This window comes from Streptomyces sp. NPDC016851, from assembly GCF_055562795.1.
In genome coordinates, this window is sequence record NZ_JBVHEP010000027.1 from 55,566 (window position 1) to 73,054 (window position 17,489).

Sequence of the window (17,489 nt, forward strand, 5' to 3'; positions counted from 1 at the left end):
TGACGGGTTCCCACGGCCGGACCATGCCGGGGAGCGCGTCAGCGCCCCGGGCCCGTCGTCACCGTCCGCTCCGCCGAGAAACCTCCCCAGGTGCCGTCCGGCAGCATCGCCCGGACGCGAACCCGGTGCCTGACACCGGCTTCCCGTCCCACGTAGAAGCTGTACGTGGCCCGGTCCCGCGGCGCGTCCCCGCCGTACACCAGAGAGGTGGCGGGCCGGCCGTCCAGCTGGATCTGGTACTCGGTGACCTCACCGTCCACACGCGGCGGCACCCAGCTCAGGTCGACGTAGTACGCCCCGTCCGCGCGGTGGCTCGTCGCCCGGAACCCGGTGGGGGCCGTCGCACGGCCGTCGTCCGTGCCCGGCGTGGTGAGACGGACGGCGGGAGCGGCGGGGGAGACGTTCCCGGCCGCGTCCCTGGCCCGGACGGTGAACGAGTAGGCCGTGCCGGGCCGCAGCCCCGTGACCACCGCGGCCGTCTGGGACCCGCCCACGCTGTGGATCTTCGTGTCCCCCTGATGGATGTCGTACGACGCCACGCCCCGGTCGTCCGTCGAGGCGGACCAGGACAGCTGGACCGCCCGGCTGCCGGCCGCCCGACCCTGCGGCGCCGACGGGCGGGTGGGTGTGGAGTGGTCGTCCGCGACGGCCGCGGGTGTCCTCGCCCGGACCGCCCGGCTGCGCGGTCCCAGCCGCCCGTCGGCGTCCCGCGCCCGCACGGTGAAGACATACAGGGTGGAGGGCCGGAGCCTGGTGACGTCCACCATGTGCCTGGAGCCCGGCACTTCCCTGACCTTCGTGGTGCCGCGATACACCTCGTAGACCTCGGCCCGGGCGGTCGTGTTCCACATGACGTGCACGCTCGTCGCCGTGCCCGCCGCCGCGGTGACGCCTGTCGGCGCGCCCGGCGGAGAACCGCCGTTCCCTTCGTCCGTGCCGGTCCACCCGCAGGAGGCGACCGGGACGAGAGCCGCGCAGAGCGCGATGCGAAGGAGGTGGGAGGGGAGAAGGGAAAGGCCTCGCACGACACTGCCTCCCGGGGCGGCACTCGGGAATGGTCCGGACCAATATGGCGCGGATGGCGGGAACACATCAAGTGGGCGTGTGTGGCAAGCCCTCTGTCGGGGCGTCACCTCCCGCCGTTCGTGACCACCCGGGAGAGTTACGTATGCTGAAGGTCCTCACGGCCGAACTCCTGGCGGACACCAGGGAGTTCGGGCCTGTCGCGCGGACCGCTGTCGTCGCAGATCCCGCGCCGGCGCAGGCGGCCGGGCCGGCCTGGGGTCTCACACGGACTCAGGCCCCCGGCCCCTGTCGGAGGTTGGGGCCGTGCACCGTCCGGCCCCCCAGCGGTGGCCGGGTGATCGGCCCGGGGCCAGATTGGCTGAGTGCCCGTCAGGTTCCCCACGAGAGGCTTCCCTATCGTGCGTGTCCAGTCGCTCACGCTGGCCGCGGCCAGCGCCGCCCTGCTCGCCCCGACGACACCCCACACCTCCCCGCCCGAGCCGGCGGCGTGGCGCGAGCCCCCCGTCCGCGCCGCCGACCTGCTGGCCAAGGTGCGGGACTGCGCTCCGGTGTCCCGCGGCCGGTACCGCAGCGACAGCGGCGCACCCGCGGACATCCCGGTCTGCGGCACGCGAGACGCCGTGTTCTGGAAGGCCGACATGGACATCGACTGCGACGGCCGCCCCGGGCCCCGCTGCAACCGCCGCACGGACCCCTACTTCTCCGACAGCACCGCCTACGTGCAGTCCGACGGCCGCCCCCTCAGCGCCGAACGCCTCCCGTTCATCGTCGTGCCCGCCCCGAGCCGCATCTGGGACTACCGCAAGCACGGTGTGGGCGGCGGTTCCGTCGTGGCCGTCGTCCACCGCGACCGTGTGCAGTACGCGGTCGTCGGCGACACGGGCCCGCAGGACATCATCGGAGAGGCGTCCTACGCGACCGCCAAGGGCCTCGGCATCCGCGCGGACCCGCACGGCGGCGGCACACCGTCCGGCGTCACCTACATCGTCTTCAAGAACACCCGCGTGTCACCCATCGAGGACCAGGCGGCGGCCGTGACGACGGGGGAGCGGCTGGCGAGGCGGTTCGTCGGCAGCCGCTGACTGATTGACGAAGCGTCAGGGACGACGTCACGTACACCTCTGCCGCCCGCCCCGCGGTCGACGGTCACGGTCGCCGGGCACGCCGTTCTCCGGCGCGCCCGGCCCGGTCTCACACCTTCCGGTACGTGTACGCCTCCGCGGCGGCCGACTCCACCGCCGCCAGATCGGCCCCGGTGGCCGCCGTGACGACCGCGGCGACGGCTCCCTCCACGAACGGAGCGTCCACCAGCCGTGTCTGCTCCGGGAGTTCGTCGCCCTCCGCGAGCAGCGCCTTCACGGTCAGCACCGCACTGCCCAGATCGGTCAGCACGGCGACGCCGGCGCCCCGGTCGACGGACGCGGCCGCCGCGGCGATCAGTTCGGCGCTGGTGCCGAGCCCGCCGCCCTCGGTACCGCCCGCCGGGGCGACGGGCACCACCGGGCCACCGCCCGCGAGCCCCTTCGCCAGCTCGGCGACCGACGCTGCCACCTCCGCGCTGTGCGACACCAGCACGATCCCCACGAGCCGCTCGTCACTCACCGGCGGCCTCCGCGAGTCCGGCGACGAGCAGCGCGGCCGAGGTGGCACCCGGGTCCTGGTGCCCGATGCTGCGCTCGCCCAGATAGCTCGCCCGGCCCTTGCGCGCCTGCAAGGGCGTCGTCGCCACGGCGCCCTCTTCCGCGGCGGTCCGGGCCGCCGTGAACGAATCGCCCAGCGCGTCCACCGCGGGCACCAGCGCGTCGATCATGGTCTTGTCGCCCGGCGCGGCACCGCCCAGCGTCCTGACCGCGTCCACCCCGGCCCGCAGCGCCTCCGCCAACTGCTCCGCGCTGACCTCTGCGGCGTCCCCAAGCGCCTTGCCGGTACGGCGCAGCAGCGTCCCGTACAGCGGCCCCGAGGCGCCGCCGACCGTCGAGATCAGCTGGCGTCCGGCCAGCGTCAGGACACCGCCGGGCGTACCGGGAGCCTCCTTCTCGAGGGCCGCCCGCACGGCCGTGAAGCCGCGCTGCAGGTTGCTGCCGTGGTCGGCGTCCCCGATGGGCGAGTCGAGGGCGGTGAGCCGTTCCGCCTCACGGTCGACGGACGCGGCGGTCGCCGTCATCCAACGGCGGAAGAAATCGGCGTCGAGCACTGGGTCTCCTTGCCTGGTAGGTACGTGGTGATCCTCTACCCCTTCCGCGTCACACGCCCCAGCGCAGACCGGGCGTCTTCACCGGCGCGTCCCACAGCCGCAGCATGTCCTCGTCGACCTGGCACAGGGTGAGGGAGGCGCCCGCCATGTCCAGGGAGGTGACGTAGTTGCCCACGAGCACGCGGGCCACGGGGACACCGCGGGCGGCGAGCACGCGGTGCACCTCGGCGTTGAAGCCGTACAGCTCGAGCAGGGGCGTCGCCCCCATGCCGTTGACGAGGACCAGCACGGGATTGCGCGGCCTCAGGTCCTCCACCACCGCCTCGACGGCGGCCTCGGCGATCTCGCCGGAGGTCATCATCGCCCGCCGCTCCCGGCCGGGTTCGCCGTGAATGCCGATGCCCAACTCCAGCTCACCGGGCGGCAGATCGAACGTGGGGCTGCCCTTGGCCGGCGTGCTGCACGCGCTCAGCGCGACACCGAAGCTGCGGGAGTTCTCGTTGACCTGCCGGGCGATGGCCTCCACCCGCTCCAGCGGCATGCCCTCCTCGGCGGCGGCGCCCGCGATCTTCTCCACGAACAGGGTCGCGCCGGTACCGCGCCGCCCGGCCGTGTACAGGCTGTCGGTCACCGCCACGTCATCGTTGACCAGTACTTTCGCGACCTGGATGCCCTCGTCCTCGGCCAGCTCGGCGGCCATGTCGAAGTTGAGCACGTCACCGGTGTAGTTCTTCACGATGAACAGGACCCCGGCCCCGCTGTCCACGGCGGCGGCCGCGCGCAGCATCTGGTCGGGCACCGGCGAGGTGAACACCTCGCCCGGACAGGCGGCCGACAGCATGCCGGGCCCCACGAAACCCCCGTGCAACGGCTCGTGCCCCGAGCCACCGCCCGAGACCAGCCCCACCTTTCCGGCCACGGGAGCGTCCCGCCGCACGATCACCCGGTTCTCCACGTCCACGGTCAGCTCCGGGTGGGCAGCCGCCAGACCACGCAGCGCGTCCGCGACCACGGTCTCCGGGACGTTGATCAGCATCTTCACGGGTACCTCCTGGTGAGCCTGGTACGTGCGCCTCTGGCCTTCATCCTCGCAGGCCCGCTCAGGCTTGACCACCTGTCGATCTTGGCGTTTCCCGGCCCTCGGCGGCGGGTCGCGGGGGTGGTGACGCCGACTCGACGCCGATCTTGCCGACAGAGCGTCAGGTACGGATGCCGCCCTCCTGCCTTGACGGTTTCTTTACGGCCCCGGCACGCAGACCCCCGGGAACACTGCCGGGAACCGGCAATGCGCGGCCAGGGCCGGATCGTGCAGCATGGCTCGCGGGGAGCACGGCGGATCGCCTTGGTGCCGGACACCGGCAGGTGCCCGGCACCAGGGCCCGGAACGGCCGTGCCTCACCGGACACGACCGAGAGGTGCCGCGGGGGAGAGGGGGGACCACGGGATGCGCACCCTTCTGGCAGCGGCCGCCGGCCCGCCCACGATCCTGCTGACCGCCGCACTCGTCGTGGTCGTCTGCTTCTGGCTCCTCGCAGCCGTGGGTGTCACCGACGTCGGCAGCTTCGACGCGGATGTGGATCTCCGGGCCTGGCGCATGGACGGGGTGCCCGTGACGGTGGCCTTCTCACTGCTGACCGCGCTCGCCTGGTCCCTGAGCGTCGGAGCGGCGGTTCTCTTCAGCGCGTTCGCGTTCCCGGGGCCGGTCGCCGGGCTGCTGCACCTGGTCGCACCCGTCGGGGCGATGCTCGTGGCCTGGGGTGCGACGTGCCTGATCGTACGGCGGCTGCACCGCCTCTTCCCGGACGAACCCGGGCCGTCCGTACGGGCGGACCACGCCGCCTGAGCCGCGGCGACACCGGGACCCGGCTCCGGCCTTGCTGTCTCTCTTCCCAGTCCTCCCTCGCTTTCAAGTTCCTTACGCTGAAGGACGTATGCCATGGCTGCCATGATCGTGGGCACCGGCGTGCTCGTCGCCGTCTGCCTGCTCCTCCTGCTCGTCGTCGCCCGGTTGTTCCGCAAGGTGGAGCAGGGCAAGGCGCTGATCGTCTCCAAGATGCGCAAGGTCGACGTGACCTTCACCGGGCAGGTCGTGCTGCCCGTGCTGCACAAGGCCGAGGTGATGGACATCTCGGTGAAGACCATCGAGATCACCCGGGTCGGCAAGGAGGGCCTGATCTGCCGCGACAACATACGGGCGGACATCCGGATCTCGTTCTTCGTGAAGGTCAACAAGACCGTCGAGGACGTCATCAAGGTCGCCCAGGCCGTGGGCGCCGCACGGGCCAGTGACCGGGACACGCTCCAGGAACTGTTCCACGCGAAGTTCTCCGAGGCGCTGAAGACCGTCGGCAAGCAGCTGGACTTCACCGATCTCTACACCAAGCGCGAGGAGCTGCGGTACCGGATCATCGAGGTCATCGGCGTCGACCTCAACGGCTACCACCTGGAGGACGCGGCGATCGACTACCTGGAGCAGACGCCGCTGACCCAGCTCGACCCGGCCAACGTGCTCGACGCCCAGGGCATCCGGAAGATCACCGAGCTCACGGCCGTGGAGCACGTGCGCACCAACGAGTTCCAGCGCCACGAGGAGAAGGAGATCACCCGGCAGAACGTCGACGCCCGCGAGGCGATCCTGGAGCTGGAGCGCCGGCAGGCGGACGCCGAGATCAAGCAGCGCCGGGAGATCGAGACCGTACGGGCCCGTGAGGAGGCCGAGACGGCGCGGGTGGTGGAGGAGGAGCGGCTGCGGGCGCAGGGCGCGTTCCTCAGGACCGAGGAGCAGCTCGGTATCCAGCGCGAGAACCAGGCCCGGGAGGTCGCCGTCGCGGCCAAGAACCGTGAGCGGGTCATCGCCGTCGAGAACGAGCGCATCGAGAAGGACCGGCAGCTCGAGGCCATCGCACGGGAGCGGGAGACGCGACTGACGCAGATCGCCGCCGAGAAGGAGGTCGAGGCGGAGAGGCGGGACATCGCCGAGGTCATCCGCGAGCGCGTGGCGGTGGACCGTACGGTCGCCGAGCAGGAGGAGGCCATCAAGAAGCTGCGGGCCGTGGAGGAGGCCGAGCGCGGCCGGCAGGCCGTGATCATCGCAGCCGAGGCCGAAGCGCAGGAGAAGCTGGTCAAGGACATCAAGGCCGCCGAGGCGGCCGAGCAGGCCGCCGTCCACCGCGCCGCCGAGGAACTCACCCTCGCCGAGGCCCGTTTGAAGAGCGCCGACCTCGACGCGCAGGCCAAGCTGCGCCTCGCCGAGGGCATCCAGGCCGAGTCCGCCGCAGAGGGCCTCGCGGTGGTCCAGGTCCGCGACAAGGAGGCCGAGGTCATCGAGAAGGCCGGCCGTGCGGAGGCGGAGGCGACACAGGCCCGGCTGCGCGCCGAAGCCGACGGGGCGCGGGCCAAGGCGCTGGCCGAGGCCGAGGGCATCAGCGGGAAGCTGAAGGCCGAGGCCGCCGGGCTGACCGAGAAGGCCGCCGCGATGGCCGCACTGGACGACGCCTCCCGTGGCCACGAGGAGTACCGGCTGCGCCTGGAGGCGGAGAAGGACATCCGGCTCGCCGGGCTGGACGTCCAGCGACAGGTCGCCGAGGCGCAGGCCACGGTGCTCGCCACGGGGCTGGAGAACGCCGACATCAGCATCGTCGGCGGCGAGTCGGTCTTCTTCGACCGTCTGGTCTCCTCGATCGCGCTCGGCAAGGGCGTCGACGGCTTCGTCCAGCACTCCGAGACCGCCCAGGCGCTCGCGAAGCCCTGGCTGGACGGCACCTCCAGCTTCACCGACGACCTCAGCCGAGCCCTCGGCTCGGTCTCGACGGCCGACGTGCAGAACCTGACCGTCTCCGCCCTGCTGATGAAGTTCCTGAAGCAGGGCGGCGGGAACGCCGGGCAGTTCCAGCAGCTCCTGGACAAGGCAGGCGAACTGGGCCTCGCCGACACCCCGCTGACCGAGCTCAACGGCAGTGGCAGGGGCTGACCGCCGCCGGTCCTGGCCGGTGCCAGGACCGGGCGCGGGGCGTCACGGCCCCACCCGGCCCGTGGTCCGGAGCTGCCGCACAGGGGACGGCAGCTCCGGACCACGCTCTCCGACTTCCGAAAGGGACCTCATGACCACCGGTCTGGACACCGGCACGTACGAGGTGCTGCGCGACCGGCTCACCGCGCAGGCCGCCGAACTCGCCCGGCGCGCCGAGGCGCTCAACACCCGCCGGACCGAGGAGTTCGGCTCCACCCGGCTGGAGCTGACGAGCACCGAGCGGCTGCACACCGAGCACAACTGCGTGCCCCGCGACATCGCCGCCGTCGGCGACAAGCTGCTCTTCGGCCACAACGTCCTCCTCGGCCTCAAGCCGGAGACGACGGTGGGCGACGTCTTCGCGCTCTACGACCGCGATCTCGACCGGCTGTCCGAGGACGCCGTGCCGGGCCTGCTCGACGACCCCGCCTTCGTCCGCGAGTTCACCGCTCTCCACCGCTACTACCGGCAGGCCCACCTCCTGCAACTCCGTCGTGTCGAGGGCAAGTTGCTGGCCGTCTTCCAGACGGGGGAGAAGGCCGGCGACATCCGCGTCCTGCGCTGGGCGGTGACCGACGACGGCCAGGTGTCCTTCCTCGACGCGCGGGGCGAGCGCGACCACGTCTTCCCGCCCTCCCACGACTTCGCCTGGACGCGGACGGCCCGCGAGCACCACGTCCTCGGCCGTCACCCGCATGTCTCCATCGAGGGCGAGGTCTTCGTCGATACGGTCGGCGGCACCCTGACCGTCAAGGTGGAGGACGACACCGAGACGGGCGACGGGATTCACACCGAGCCGGTCGCCGAGCCGCTCCAGTCCCTCGCCGACGCAGAGATCGCGTACGCGCGCGTGGGCGCCCTCATCCTGCTGGACGTCCTGCCGTACAAGGAGGACGTCCACCGGTACCTGGTCTTCAACACGCTCACGAAGAGCGTCGTCCGCCTCGACGGCATCGGCCGGGCCTGCCGGACACTGCCCGCGGACCAGGGGATCGTCTTCCCCGGCGGCTACTGCCTCGCCACAGGAACGTACAAGACGTTCGACGGCACCGACACCGATGACCTGGAATTCGAGCGCGTGGTCCGGTCCCCGAACGGCGAGGACGTCCTGTTCGCCTTCCACGCGCGCGTGGCGGGCCGCAGTCTCCTGCTGCCGTACAACATGATCCGCAAGGAGGTCGCCACTGCGCTGTCCTGCCACGGCTGGGCCCTCTTCGACGACGGCACGCTGATGGTGCTGCGGGCGGACACCGACGAGCCGCAGCGCGTGCACCCGCTCCAGCTGTGGAACTCCCCGTACGTCTCCGACACGCACGCCGCCGCCCAACCCGTCGGCGCCGGACCGCTCGCCCGCGTCGGCAACGCCGACCTCGTACGCGGTATCTCCGACTGCCTGTCCCTCACACGCGCCGTCACCGAGACGACCCCGACGAGCGAGGTCTACGAGGCACTGGCCGCCGCCTGTGTCCGGGCCGCCGACTCCCACCACTGGCTCAGCGACCCCGAACTCGGCGATCTGCACACGCCGCTCACGCACGTCCGGACCACCGCCGAGCAGGTGCTGGCCGAGTTCGAGACCGTCCAGGCCCTCACCCGCCAGGCGGCCGACGCGCTGGCCGAAGCAGCCGCACAGGTGGCAGCGGTCGTACGGCGCCTGCGCGGCGAGGCCCCGCGCAGCGCCTCGGCCTGGGTGACCGGCCTGACCGAACTGCGGCACGCCCAAGGCCATCTGCTCACCCTCAAGGACATGCGGTACGCCGACACCGCCCGCATCGACGAACTCGCCGCCGACGCCGAGGCCGACCTCGCCTCCTTCGGGCAGCGGGCCGTCGATCACCTCGCCCGCGAGGACGCCTTCGCCGGTCACCAAGCAGCCATCGGACAACTCGTCGCGGACGCCGGGGCGATCGACACCGCCGCCGAGGCCGCGCCCGTCGCAGCCCGTCTCGACGACCTCGCCGAGGGACTGCGCACGGTGACCGAGGTCGTCGCCGGGCTGGACATCGGCGACGCCACCGTCCGCACGTCCATCCTGGAACGGATCGCCGAGGTCCTCGGTGGTGTCAACCGCGCCCGCGCCACGCTCGACGGCCGCCGTCGCGCGCTCCTCGACCGTGAGGGACGGGCCGAGTTCGCCGCCGAGTTCGCCCTGCTCGGCCAGGCCGTCATCGGCGCGCTCGCGGCCGCCGACAGCCCCGAGGCCTGCGACGACCAACTCGCCCGCGTGCTGGTGCGGGTGGAGAACCTGGAGTCCCGGTTCGCCGAGTCCGACGACTTCCTCGCCGAGCTGGCGGACAAGCGCGACGAGGTCCACGAGGCGTTCTCCGCCCGCAAACAGACCCTGGCCGACGCCCGTGCCCGCCGCGCCGAGCGCCTGGCCGACTCGGCGGCCCGCGTCCTGCGCACGGTCACCCGCCGCGCCGCGACGCTCGCCGGTACGGACGCGATCGCCACGTACTTCACCTCCGACCCGATGCCCGCCAAGATCCGCCGCATCGCCGACGAACTGCGCGAACTCGGCGACCAGGTGAGGGCCGAGGAACTCGACGGCCGCCTGAAGTCGGCCCGCCAGGAGGCGCTGCGCGCCCTGCGCGACCGCACCGACCTGTACGCCGACGACGGCCGCACCCTCCGCCTGGGCACCCACCGTTTCGCCGTCAACACCCAGCCCCTCGACCTCACCCTGGTCCCGCACGGCGACACCCTCGCCTTCGCGCTCACCGGCACCGACTACCGCTCGCCGGTCACGGACCCCGACTTCGCCGCCACCCGCGCCCACTGGGACCGCCCCCTGCCGTCCGAGTCGCCCGACGTCTACCGCGCCGAGCACCTCGCCGCCCGGCTGCTGGACGAACACGGCCCGGCCGCGCTCGGGGAGGCCGACCTGCCCGCCCTCGTCCGGCAGGCGGCGGAGGCGGCGTACGACGAGGGCCATCAGCGTGGCGTTCACGACCACGACGCGACCGCGATCCTCGCCGCACTGCTGCGCCTGCACGAGGGCGCCGGCCCGCTCCGCCACGAGCCCGCCGCCCGCGCCGCCGCCCAGCTCTTCTGGGCGCACGGCACGACGGCCGAAGAGCGCGAGAACTGGACCCGGCGTGCGGTCTCACTGGCGCGCGCCCGGGACACCTTCGGACTCGTCCCGGCGATCGCCGATCTGCGCGCCGAGCTGACAGAGGCAATCAGCACCCAGGCGGCGGCCGCCTACCTCTTCGAGGAGCTGACCGGCGGCCCCGACGGCTTCGTCATCAGCGCCGGCACCCGCACGCTGCTCGACAAGTTCCGCCGCACGGTGGGCACACCGGCCTACGACGACGACCTCGCCCACCTCACCGACCCGGCCGCCCGCAGACAGCTGGTCGAGGCATGGCTGACGTCGTACGCCGCCGCGACCGGCACGCAGATCACCCCCGGCGACCTGGCCGAGGCGGTGGCCGCCGAACTCTGCCCGGACCTGCCCCGCTACGAGTCCGACGCCCCGCTGACCGAGACCGTCGAGGGGCTGCTCGGCACCCACCCACGCGTCAGCGGCGGCACCCTCACGGTCCGCGTCGACGAACTCCTCGCCCGGACGAGGGAGTTCCGCGCTCGTGAGGTTCCCGCCCACCGCGCCTACCAGCGCCGCCGTACGGTACTCCTGGCAGCCGAGCGAACCCGCCTCCGCCTGGACCAGTACCGCCCGGCGGTGATGTCGGCGTTCGTGCGCAGCAAGCTGATCGACGAGGTCTACCTCCCCCTGGTCGGCGACAGCCTCGCCAGGCAACTCGGCACGACGGGCGACACCAAGCGCACCGACACCGGCGGCCTGCTCCTGCTCATCTCCCCGCCCGGCTACGGCAAGACGACGCTCATGGAGTACATCGCGGACCGCCTCGGCCTGGTCCTGGTGAAGGTCGACGGCCCCGCACTCGGCCACGCCGTCACCTCCCTCGACCCGGCCGAGGCCCCGAACGCCACCGCCCGCCAGGAGATCGAGAAGATCAACTTCGCGCTGGAGGCGGGCAACAACATCCTGCTCCACCTCGACGACATCCAGCACACCTCGCCCGAACTGCTCCAGAAGTTCATCCCGCTGTGCGACGCCACCCGCCGTATCGATGGCGTGCGCGACGGCGAGCCGCGCACCTACGACCTGCGCGGCAAGCGGTTCGCGGTGTGCATGGCCGGCAACCCCTACACCGAGTCCGGCAGCCGCTTCCACGTCCCCGACATGCTCACCAACCGCGCCGACGTGTGGAACCTCGGCGACGTCCTGACCGGCAAGGAGGACGCCTTCGCGCTCAGCTTCGTCGAGAACGCGCTGACGGCGAACCCGGTCCTCGCCCCGCTCGCCGGCCGCGACCGCGCGGACCTGGAGCTGCTGATCCGCCTGGCCGAGGGCGATTCCACGGCCCGCGCGGACCGGCTGGCACACCCGTACGCCCCCGCCGAACTGAAGCGCGTCCTCGCCGTACTGCGCCACCTGCTCACGGCCCGCGAGACGGTCCTGGCGGTCAACGCCGCGTACATCGCCTCGGCCGCCCAGTCCGACGCCACCCGCTCCGAGCCGCCCTTCCGGCTCCAGGGCTCCTACCGCAACATGAACAAGATCGCGCAACGCGTCCAGCCCGTCATGAACGACGCCGAACTGGCCGCGCTGATCGACGACCACTACACGGCCGAGGCCCAGACCCTCACCACCGGCGCCGAGTCCAACCTGCTGAAACTGGCGGAGCTGCGCGGCACCCTCACCGGTGAACAGGCGCTGCGATGGAGCGAGCTGAAGGCGGCGTACGTACGCACCCGGACGCTGGGCGGACCGGACGACGACCCTCTGGTCCGCGCCGTGGCCGCCCTCGGACTGCTCGCCGACCGGATCGCGGCCGTGGAGACGGCGATCAACCGCGCGGCCGACCCTCGCCACCTGATGGCCAATCCCCTGGCCCGCCACGCGGTCCGCCCGGCGTCGGCGAACGGGGAGCAGTGACGTGCCGACGCGCTCGACATTGCCGGAATCCGGCAGGAAGACCAAGATGTCAAGGACGCAGCAACGGGGGGGGCTCGGTTCCATGACAGGTCAGCACGAGGACGAGGAGTACGGCAAGTACCTGGACGGATACGCCGGCCTCCTCGCAGACGCCTCCGCGACGGGCCGCCGGCTGACGCGGGAGGAACTGGACTCGCGCCGCGCGCTGGGTGAGAAGGCAGCGGAGGCCGGTCTCGGACTGCGTGCCCTGGTCGCCGCCCACATGGCCGAGGCCCGGGCGAACTGGCCGGCCGGGAACGGTGTTTCCGTGGACAGCGTGCTCGCTGCCGCCGCCCAGGCCATGGACGCGTTCGCCGAGGGCTACGAGCGGGCCCAGCGGCACGCCGTACGCAAGGAGGAAGTGGCCCGCCGGGAGTTCATCGACGACCTGCTGTACGGCCGCAGCGACCTGGGCCGGCTGGCCCAGCGCGCGGAGCGCTACGGGCTGCGCCTGTCCTACGAGCACGCGGTCGCCGTGGCGCGCGGCACGACCGCCTACGACGAGGGAGATCCGGCCCTCCGGGAGGTGGAGCGCGCGCTGATCAGCCGGTTCGGCGACCGCAGCATCCTGCTCACCACCAAGGACGGACGGCTGGTGTGCATCGCCCCGGGCGACCAGGACGAGGTCCTCGCCTACTTCGCGAAGCAGGCGTTCGCCGCCACGGGCGGGGCACAGGTGGCGATCGGCCGCCCCCAGCCCGGCGCGGCAGGCGTCGTCCACTCGTACGAAGAGGCCCTGAACGCCCTCGACCTGGCCGAACGACTGGGACTCGACGAGCCCGTGCTGCGCGCCTCCGACCTCCTCGTCTACCCGGTCCTCACCCGCGACCGGCAGGCCATGGCCGACCTGGTGCACAGCGCCCTCGGCCCGCTGCGCCAGGCCCGCGGCGGCGCCCAGCCGCTCCTGGACACTCTCACCGCGTACTTCGATTCCGGCTGCGTGTCCGCGGAGGCGGCGCGGCGGTTGTCGCTGAGCGTGCGGGCCTTCACCTATCGCCTGGAACGCATCCACAAGCTGACCGGCGCCGATCCGTCCGACCCGGTGCACCGCTACACGCTGCAGACCGCGGTGATCGGGGCCCGGTTGCTGGACTGGCCGGCGAAATCCTTCTGAGCGGTGCCCCGCGGCAGGACCCTACGAGAGTCTGACGCGCCCGCCGTTCCACACCGGCGCACCAGTCCCTCTGGTCACTCTGTTCCCGTCCGCAGTCGCGGACTCCGCCGCACGGGCGGCGCGGAGAGATCGAGGAACGGACGTGAACATGCACAGCAGCCGCAGGGGTCACCGGGCCAAGCCCAGGACACGGCGCATCCTGTTCGGCGGCGGGGCCCTCGCCATCGCGGGAGCGGCCACGGTGGCTGTCTCCCTGGCCTCGGCCGGTCAGTACTCCGGTACCGCTGCCGGGGCCGACCACGCCGTCTTCGTCCAGGGCAACGAGTTGGACGGCAACACCATCCACGCCTTCGCACGGGGTGACGACGGCGCCCTGAAACCCGCGGGGACCTATGGGACCGGCGGCAAGGGCGGTGCCGTGTGGAGGGACAGCGGCTCCAGGACCGGCAAGTCGTGGCATCCGGTGGGGAGTTCCCCGCCAGTGTTGCGGTGCACGGCAAGGTCGCCTACGTCATGAACGCGGGTGGCGACAGCAGCGTCCAAGGGTTCAGGATCATGGACAAGCACGGCGCGCTGAGCCTGACCATTGAGGTCGGCATCGCGACTCCGCCCTCCGCCAAGTCACAGGGCGTGATCGACCTCGCCGTGACGGGGGACGAGAAGTTCGTCCACGTCCAGAACGCCGTCTCGGGCACGGTCGACGGCTTCCGCGTCGAGGCCGACGGCGCGCTCACCAAGGTCACCACCGCTGAGGGCCTGCCCGCCTTCGACGAGTCCGGCATGGAGGGCATCGCCGCAGTGTGACGGGCCGCGGGGGAGTCACGACATGCTGCTCTCCGCGCCGATCAGGTCGGTCACGGCCCGGATACCGCCCTCGGCGAGAGCGGCGCGCTGTCTGTCCGCTCCGGTCCCGTTCTGCAGGAGCCGGTGGACCAGGGCCGTCACCTGCCGGGTCGCGCCGGACGCGTCGAGGGCGGGCGCGACGTGCCGCAGGAGCTGGTACAGCACGTCCCCGGCGCGGCGCGGCCGGCCGCCCGGGCAGATCAGGGTGTCGCTCAGACCGTGACGGGCGGCATGCCACAGGGCGATCTGGAGAAGCTCCGGTTCGCAGTCGGGCACCGGCGCCCCGGCGGCCGTTTCCCTGATGGCCGTGTCCACGAGGGCGTGGGTCATACCCGCGAGCATGACCGCGTCGTCCGCGCGCAGTTGAACGTCCAGGCACCGCACCTCGACGGTGGGATACCGGGCCGACAGGCGGGCCTGCCAGTACAACTGCCCGCTGTCCGAGATCACGCCCGTCTCCAGCAGCTGCGTCAGGCGCCGGTCGTAGTCGGCCACGTCACGGAAGAACGGGGGTACGCCGCTCACCGGCCAGCGACCGAAGATCACCGTGCGCCAGCTGGCGAAGCCGGTGTCGTGGCCGTCCCACAGCGGTGAGTTCGCCGACATGGCCGTCAGGGTCGGCAGCCAGACCCGGATCCGGTTCAGGACCTGCACGCCCGTCTCGCGGCTGGGCACGGCCACGTGCACGTGCATGCCGTTGACCAACTGCTCGGCCACCAGCTGGGGCGCCTGGGTGAGCATGGCCCGATAGCGGGCCTGGTCGGTGACGGCCACCGGGTGACGATGGCGCAGCGGGGGCGTTCCGCAGGCCGCGATCCGGCAGCCGTGCGCTTCGGCCGCCGCCCCGATGGCGTGCCGCAGCCTCAGCAGATGTCCCCCTGCCTCCTCCAGGGTGGCGCACACCGGCGTGGCCACCTCGACCTGCGCCTGCAGCAGCTCGCACTGCACCTCCTGGTCGGCCACGAGATGCGCCAGGCCCGCCGCCGCCCGCACCTTGTCGGCCAGGGGCACCGGCAGCCCGGTAACCGGGTCGAGGAGCAGGTACTCCTCTTCCACACCGATCGTCGTCATCGGTCACCCTCTGTTCTGCCCCGTCACCGGGGCCGGATCGCGCGGCGCCGGCCGGACGCTGCCGGCGGGACGCTCGCGCGTGCCCCGAGTGCCGCGGCCACGGGATGGCAAACCATGGCAAACCATGATGCCGGGGTGACTCGGCGGTGCCGGGTACTCGTTCCGCCGCGGAGCCGGGCAGGAAGCGTCCGGTCCGGGCAGACGTGAGGAGGTTTGCGATGGGCCTGCGCAATCACGTGGTGGTGGTGACCGGAGCGTCCAGCGGGATCGGACGGGCCACGGCCGAGGCCTTCGCGCGCAAGGGATGTGCCGTGGTGCTGGCCGCGCGGCGCGAGGAGGCACTCGAGGCGACGGCCCACGCGTGCGCGAAGCACCGCGGGGCACGGACACTGGTCGTGCCGACCGACACGACGGACGCCAAGGCGGTCGAGGATCTGGCGCGCCGGGCCGTGGAGGAGTTCGGCCGCATCGACGTCTGGGTCAACAACGCGGCCGTCAACGCCTTCGGCCGCTTCGAGGACGTACCCCTGGAGGACTTCCGCAAGGTGCTGGACGTCAACGTCATGGGCTACGTGCACGGGGCCCGGGCGGCTCTGCGGGTGATGCGGGAGCAGGGCGGCGGCACGTTGATCAACATCGCGTCCATCGTGGGTGCCGTGGCGCAGCCGTACAGCCACCCGTACGGCATGTCCAAGCACGCCGTCCGCGGGCTCGGCTCCAGCCTTCGGCAGCAGCTCCGGGTGGAGGGCGTGAAGGGTATCGACGTGTGCACAGTGCTGCCCGCGACCATCGACACGCCGCACTTCCAGCAGGCGGCCAACTACACCGGGCGCAGGGTCGTGGCCATGCCCCCCGTGTACAGCCCCGAGCGGGTCGCCCGGGCAGTCGTGCGACTCGTCAGCCGGCCGCGTCGCGAAGTGGTGGTCGGCCCCGCGGGCCGCGCACTGGTACGCCAGGCCCGGATGGCACCCGGCCTCGCGGAGCGTGCCATGGCACGGCAGACGGACAAGACCCACCTGTCCCACGACGAGGAGGCCCCCGCCACGCACGGAACGCTGCACGTACCGGCCGAGGGGACGGGGTCGGTGCACGGCGGCTGGGGCGGCCGACGGCGCACCGCGCTGCGCAGGACGGCAGTCGCCGCGGCCCTGGCGGGAGCGGCCGTGGCAGCCGGGCGGCGGGCGACCCACGGCGCGGCGGGCGCCTGAGGGGGCGGTGCGCGGGCGCCGTGTGCAGGCTGGAGCTGCGGGCAGTCGTGCCTCCCCCGGTGCCTTAAGGGCCTGGGAAGTACCCCAGGGCGGGGCGGGTGGGCGCAGCGGCACCCCGCAGCGCCGGGCTGTGCACCCGCCCCCGCGCGCCCGTCGTGGCCGCGCGGGCAGCCCCGCCGTCTGTACGGCGTCACGGCCGCGGGTTCATGCGCTGCCACCGGGGGCGTGCGTCCTGGCCGCGGCGTCCGGCGACCGAGGCGCAGCGCGGGCACTGGCGCCGTACCCGGTCCGCCGCACCGCCGGACTCCGGGAAGGTGTCCAGCCAGGTGACGTGCGGGAAGCGGACCAGCCGGGAGCGGCTGAGGGACAGTCCGCAGACGGTCTGGTTCAGCCCCGGCTCCCATGCGTGCACCTCGCCGGACGGCAGGCGGCGCCGGCCTTCCTCCTCGTCGGTCCACTGTCCGGACGCCGCGACGGCGTACTGCTTGACGCGTGCCATGGCGTGCGGTCCCGGATCAGCCGGCCGCGTGGTCGACGCGCAGCCGCACCTGCTCCTCCAGGCGCCGCAGGCTGGCGTCCAGGGCGTCGCGCACCATCGTCTCGCCGGGGTCATGACTGTCGTCGAAGAAGGACAGGTGCACCGTCACCTCACTGGCTCCGCCGCCGATCCCGGCGACCTGGAGCCAGCCCGTGTAGCTGCCCTGGTCGCGGGTGCCCCATTCGAGCCGCATCTGGTGGCGCTGGGCACGCAGCAGGGCGGAGGTGTCCTCGTCGGTGCGGTCCTCGTGCACGGTGACCGCGGGCAGCTCCCCGGCCTCGACGTGCAGGGCCTCCGGCAGCCAGGTGTCCAACTGGCCGATGTTCGCGGCCTGGTCGAAGACGTGCTCGGGCTGTGCGGGCATCGTGCGTGAACGTTCGTACTCGGTCATCGCGTTACCGGCCTCGCCTCGGGGTCGTTCAGCGCACCGCGTTCCCGGCCTGACGGGTCATAACCCTCCCGGCTCCGTCTGCCGTCGGTG

At 72.5% G+C, this 17,489-nt stretch carries 15 protein-coding genes; 8 read left to right on the forward strand and 7 right to left on the reverse strand.

All coding sequences use genetic code 11. From position 1 onward, the window contains the following. Nucleotides 1-38: 38 nt before the first annotated feature. Nucleotides 39-1,025, reverse strand: coding sequence for a fibronectin type III domain-containing protein (locus tag ACZ3I3_RS33640; RefSeq protein ID WP_467371214.1), 987 nt, complete (start codon nt 1,023-1,025; stop codon nt 39-41). A 399-nt stretch (nt 1,026-1,424) separates the two neighbouring features. Here ACZ3I3_RS33640 and ACZ3I3_RS33645 point away from each other — a divergent pair, with 399 nt between their 5' ends. Then, the gene (locus ACZ3I3_RS33645) at nt 1,425-2,108 is read left to right on the forward strand and encodes a glycoside hydrolase family 75 protein (protein ID WP_467371216.1); all 684 of its coding nucleotides are present in this window, start codon (nt 1,425-1,427) and stop codon (nt 2,106-2,108) included. 109 nt (nt 2,109-2,217) lie between these two features. Here ACZ3I3_RS33645 and ACZ3I3_RS33650 read toward each other — a convergent pair whose 3' ends face one another. Genes ACZ3I3_RS33650 through dhaK form a run of 3 tightly spaced genes read right to left on the reverse strand, consistent with a single transcriptional unit; the run spans nt 2,218 to nt 4,262 of the window. After that, nucleotides 2,218-2,628 carry a PTS-dependent dihydroxyacetone kinase phosphotransferase subunit DhaM gene (locus ACZ3I3_RS33650; protein WP_467371218.1) on the reverse strand — a complete coding sequence of 137 codons (411 nt, stop codon included), beginning with the start codon at nt 2,626-2,628 and terminating at the stop codon, nt 2,218-2,220. Next, nucleotides 2,621-3,220, reverse strand: coding sequence for a dihydroxyacetone kinase subunit DhaL (gene dhaL, locus ACZ3I3_RS33655; RefSeq protein ID WP_467371220.1), 600 nt, complete (start codon nt 3,218-3,220; stop codon nt 2,621-2,623). The genes ACZ3I3_RS33650 and dhaL overlap by 8 nt, the downstream gene beginning before the upstream one ends. Nucleotides 3,221-3,269: 49 nt before the next feature. Continuing rightward, entirely contained in the window at nt 3,270-4,262 is a 993-nt protein-coding gene (dhaK, locus tag ACZ3I3_RS33660) for a dihydroxyacetone kinase subunit DhaK (protein WP_467371222.1), read from the reverse strand. 402 nt (nt 4,263-4,664) lie between these two features. On the opposite strand from dhaK, the gene ACZ3I3_RS33665 reads away from it, so the two are divergent. The 6 genes from ACZ3I3_RS33665 (at nt 4,665) to ACZ3I3_RS33690 (ending at nt 14,152) form a co-directional block, all read left to right on the forward strand. Next, nucleotides 4,665-5,063 (forward strand): hypothetical protein, encoded by a 399-nt coding sequence (locus tag ACZ3I3_RS33665; RefSeq protein ID WP_467371223.1) that lies wholly within the window; start codon nt 4,665-4,667, stop codon nt 5,061-5,063. Nucleotides 5,064-5,156: 93 nt separating this feature from the next. Next, complete coding sequence (locus ACZ3I3_RS33670) at nt 5,157-7,190, forward strand: flotillin family protein (RefSeq protein ID WP_467371225.1); 2,034 nt, start codon at nt 5,157-5,159, stop codon at nt 7,188-7,190. A gap of 130 nt (nt 7,191-7,320) precedes the next feature. Then, entirely contained in the window at nt 7,321-12,195 is a 4,875-nt protein-coding gene (locus ACZ3I3_RS33675) for a DNA repair ATPase (protein ID WP_467371227.1), read from the forward strand. Between the two features lie 82 nt (nt 12,196-12,277). Next, nucleotides 12,278-13,348 (forward strand): PucR family transcriptional regulator, encoded by a 1,071-nt coding sequence (locus ACZ3I3_RS33680; RefSeq protein WP_467371228.1) that lies wholly within the window; start codon nt 12,278-12,280, stop codon nt 13,346-13,348. 142 nt (nt 13,349-13,490) lie between these two features. Then, entirely contained in the window at nt 13,491-13,865 is a 375-nt protein-coding gene (locus ACZ3I3_RS33685; RefSeq protein WP_467371230.1) for a hypothetical protein, read from the forward strand. Nucleotides 13,866-13,903: 38 nt separating this feature from the next. Next, nucleotides 13,904-14,152, forward strand: coding sequence for a hypothetical protein (locus ACZ3I3_RS33690; protein ID WP_467371231.1), 249 nt, complete (start codon nt 13,904-13,906; stop codon nt 14,150-14,152). 15 nt (nt 14,153-14,167) lie between these two features. On the opposite strand, the gene ACZ3I3_RS33695 is transcribed toward ACZ3I3_RS33690, so the two are convergent. Next, nucleotides 14,168-15,262: a carboxylate-amine ligase gene (locus ACZ3I3_RS33695; RefSeq protein WP_467371233.1), complete on the reverse strand. Its 1,095-nt coding sequence runs from the start codon at nt 15,260-15,262 to the stop codon at nt 14,168-14,170. Between the two features lie 218 nt (nt 15,263-15,480). On the opposite strand from ACZ3I3_RS33695, the gene ACZ3I3_RS33700 reads away from it, so the two are divergent. Further along, entirely contained in the window at nt 15,481-16,470 is a 990-nt protein-coding gene (locus ACZ3I3_RS33700) for an SDR family oxidoreductase (RefSeq protein WP_467371236.1), read from the forward strand. Between the two features lie 190 nt (nt 16,471-16,660). Here ACZ3I3_RS33700 and ACZ3I3_RS33705 read toward each other — a convergent pair whose 3' ends face one another. Next, nucleotides 16,661-16,969 (reverse strand): hypothetical protein, encoded by a 309-nt coding sequence (locus ACZ3I3_RS33705; protein ID WP_467371237.1) that lies wholly within the window; start codon nt 16,967-16,969, stop codon nt 16,661-16,663. Between the two features lie 16 nt (nt 16,970-16,985). After that, a complete protein-coding gene (locus ACZ3I3_RS33710) occupies nt 16,986-17,399 on the reverse strand; it encodes an SRPBCC family protein (RefSeq protein ID WP_467371239.1) in 414 nt (137 codons plus the stop codon). Between the last annotated feature and the right edge of the window lie 90 nt (nt 17,400-17,489).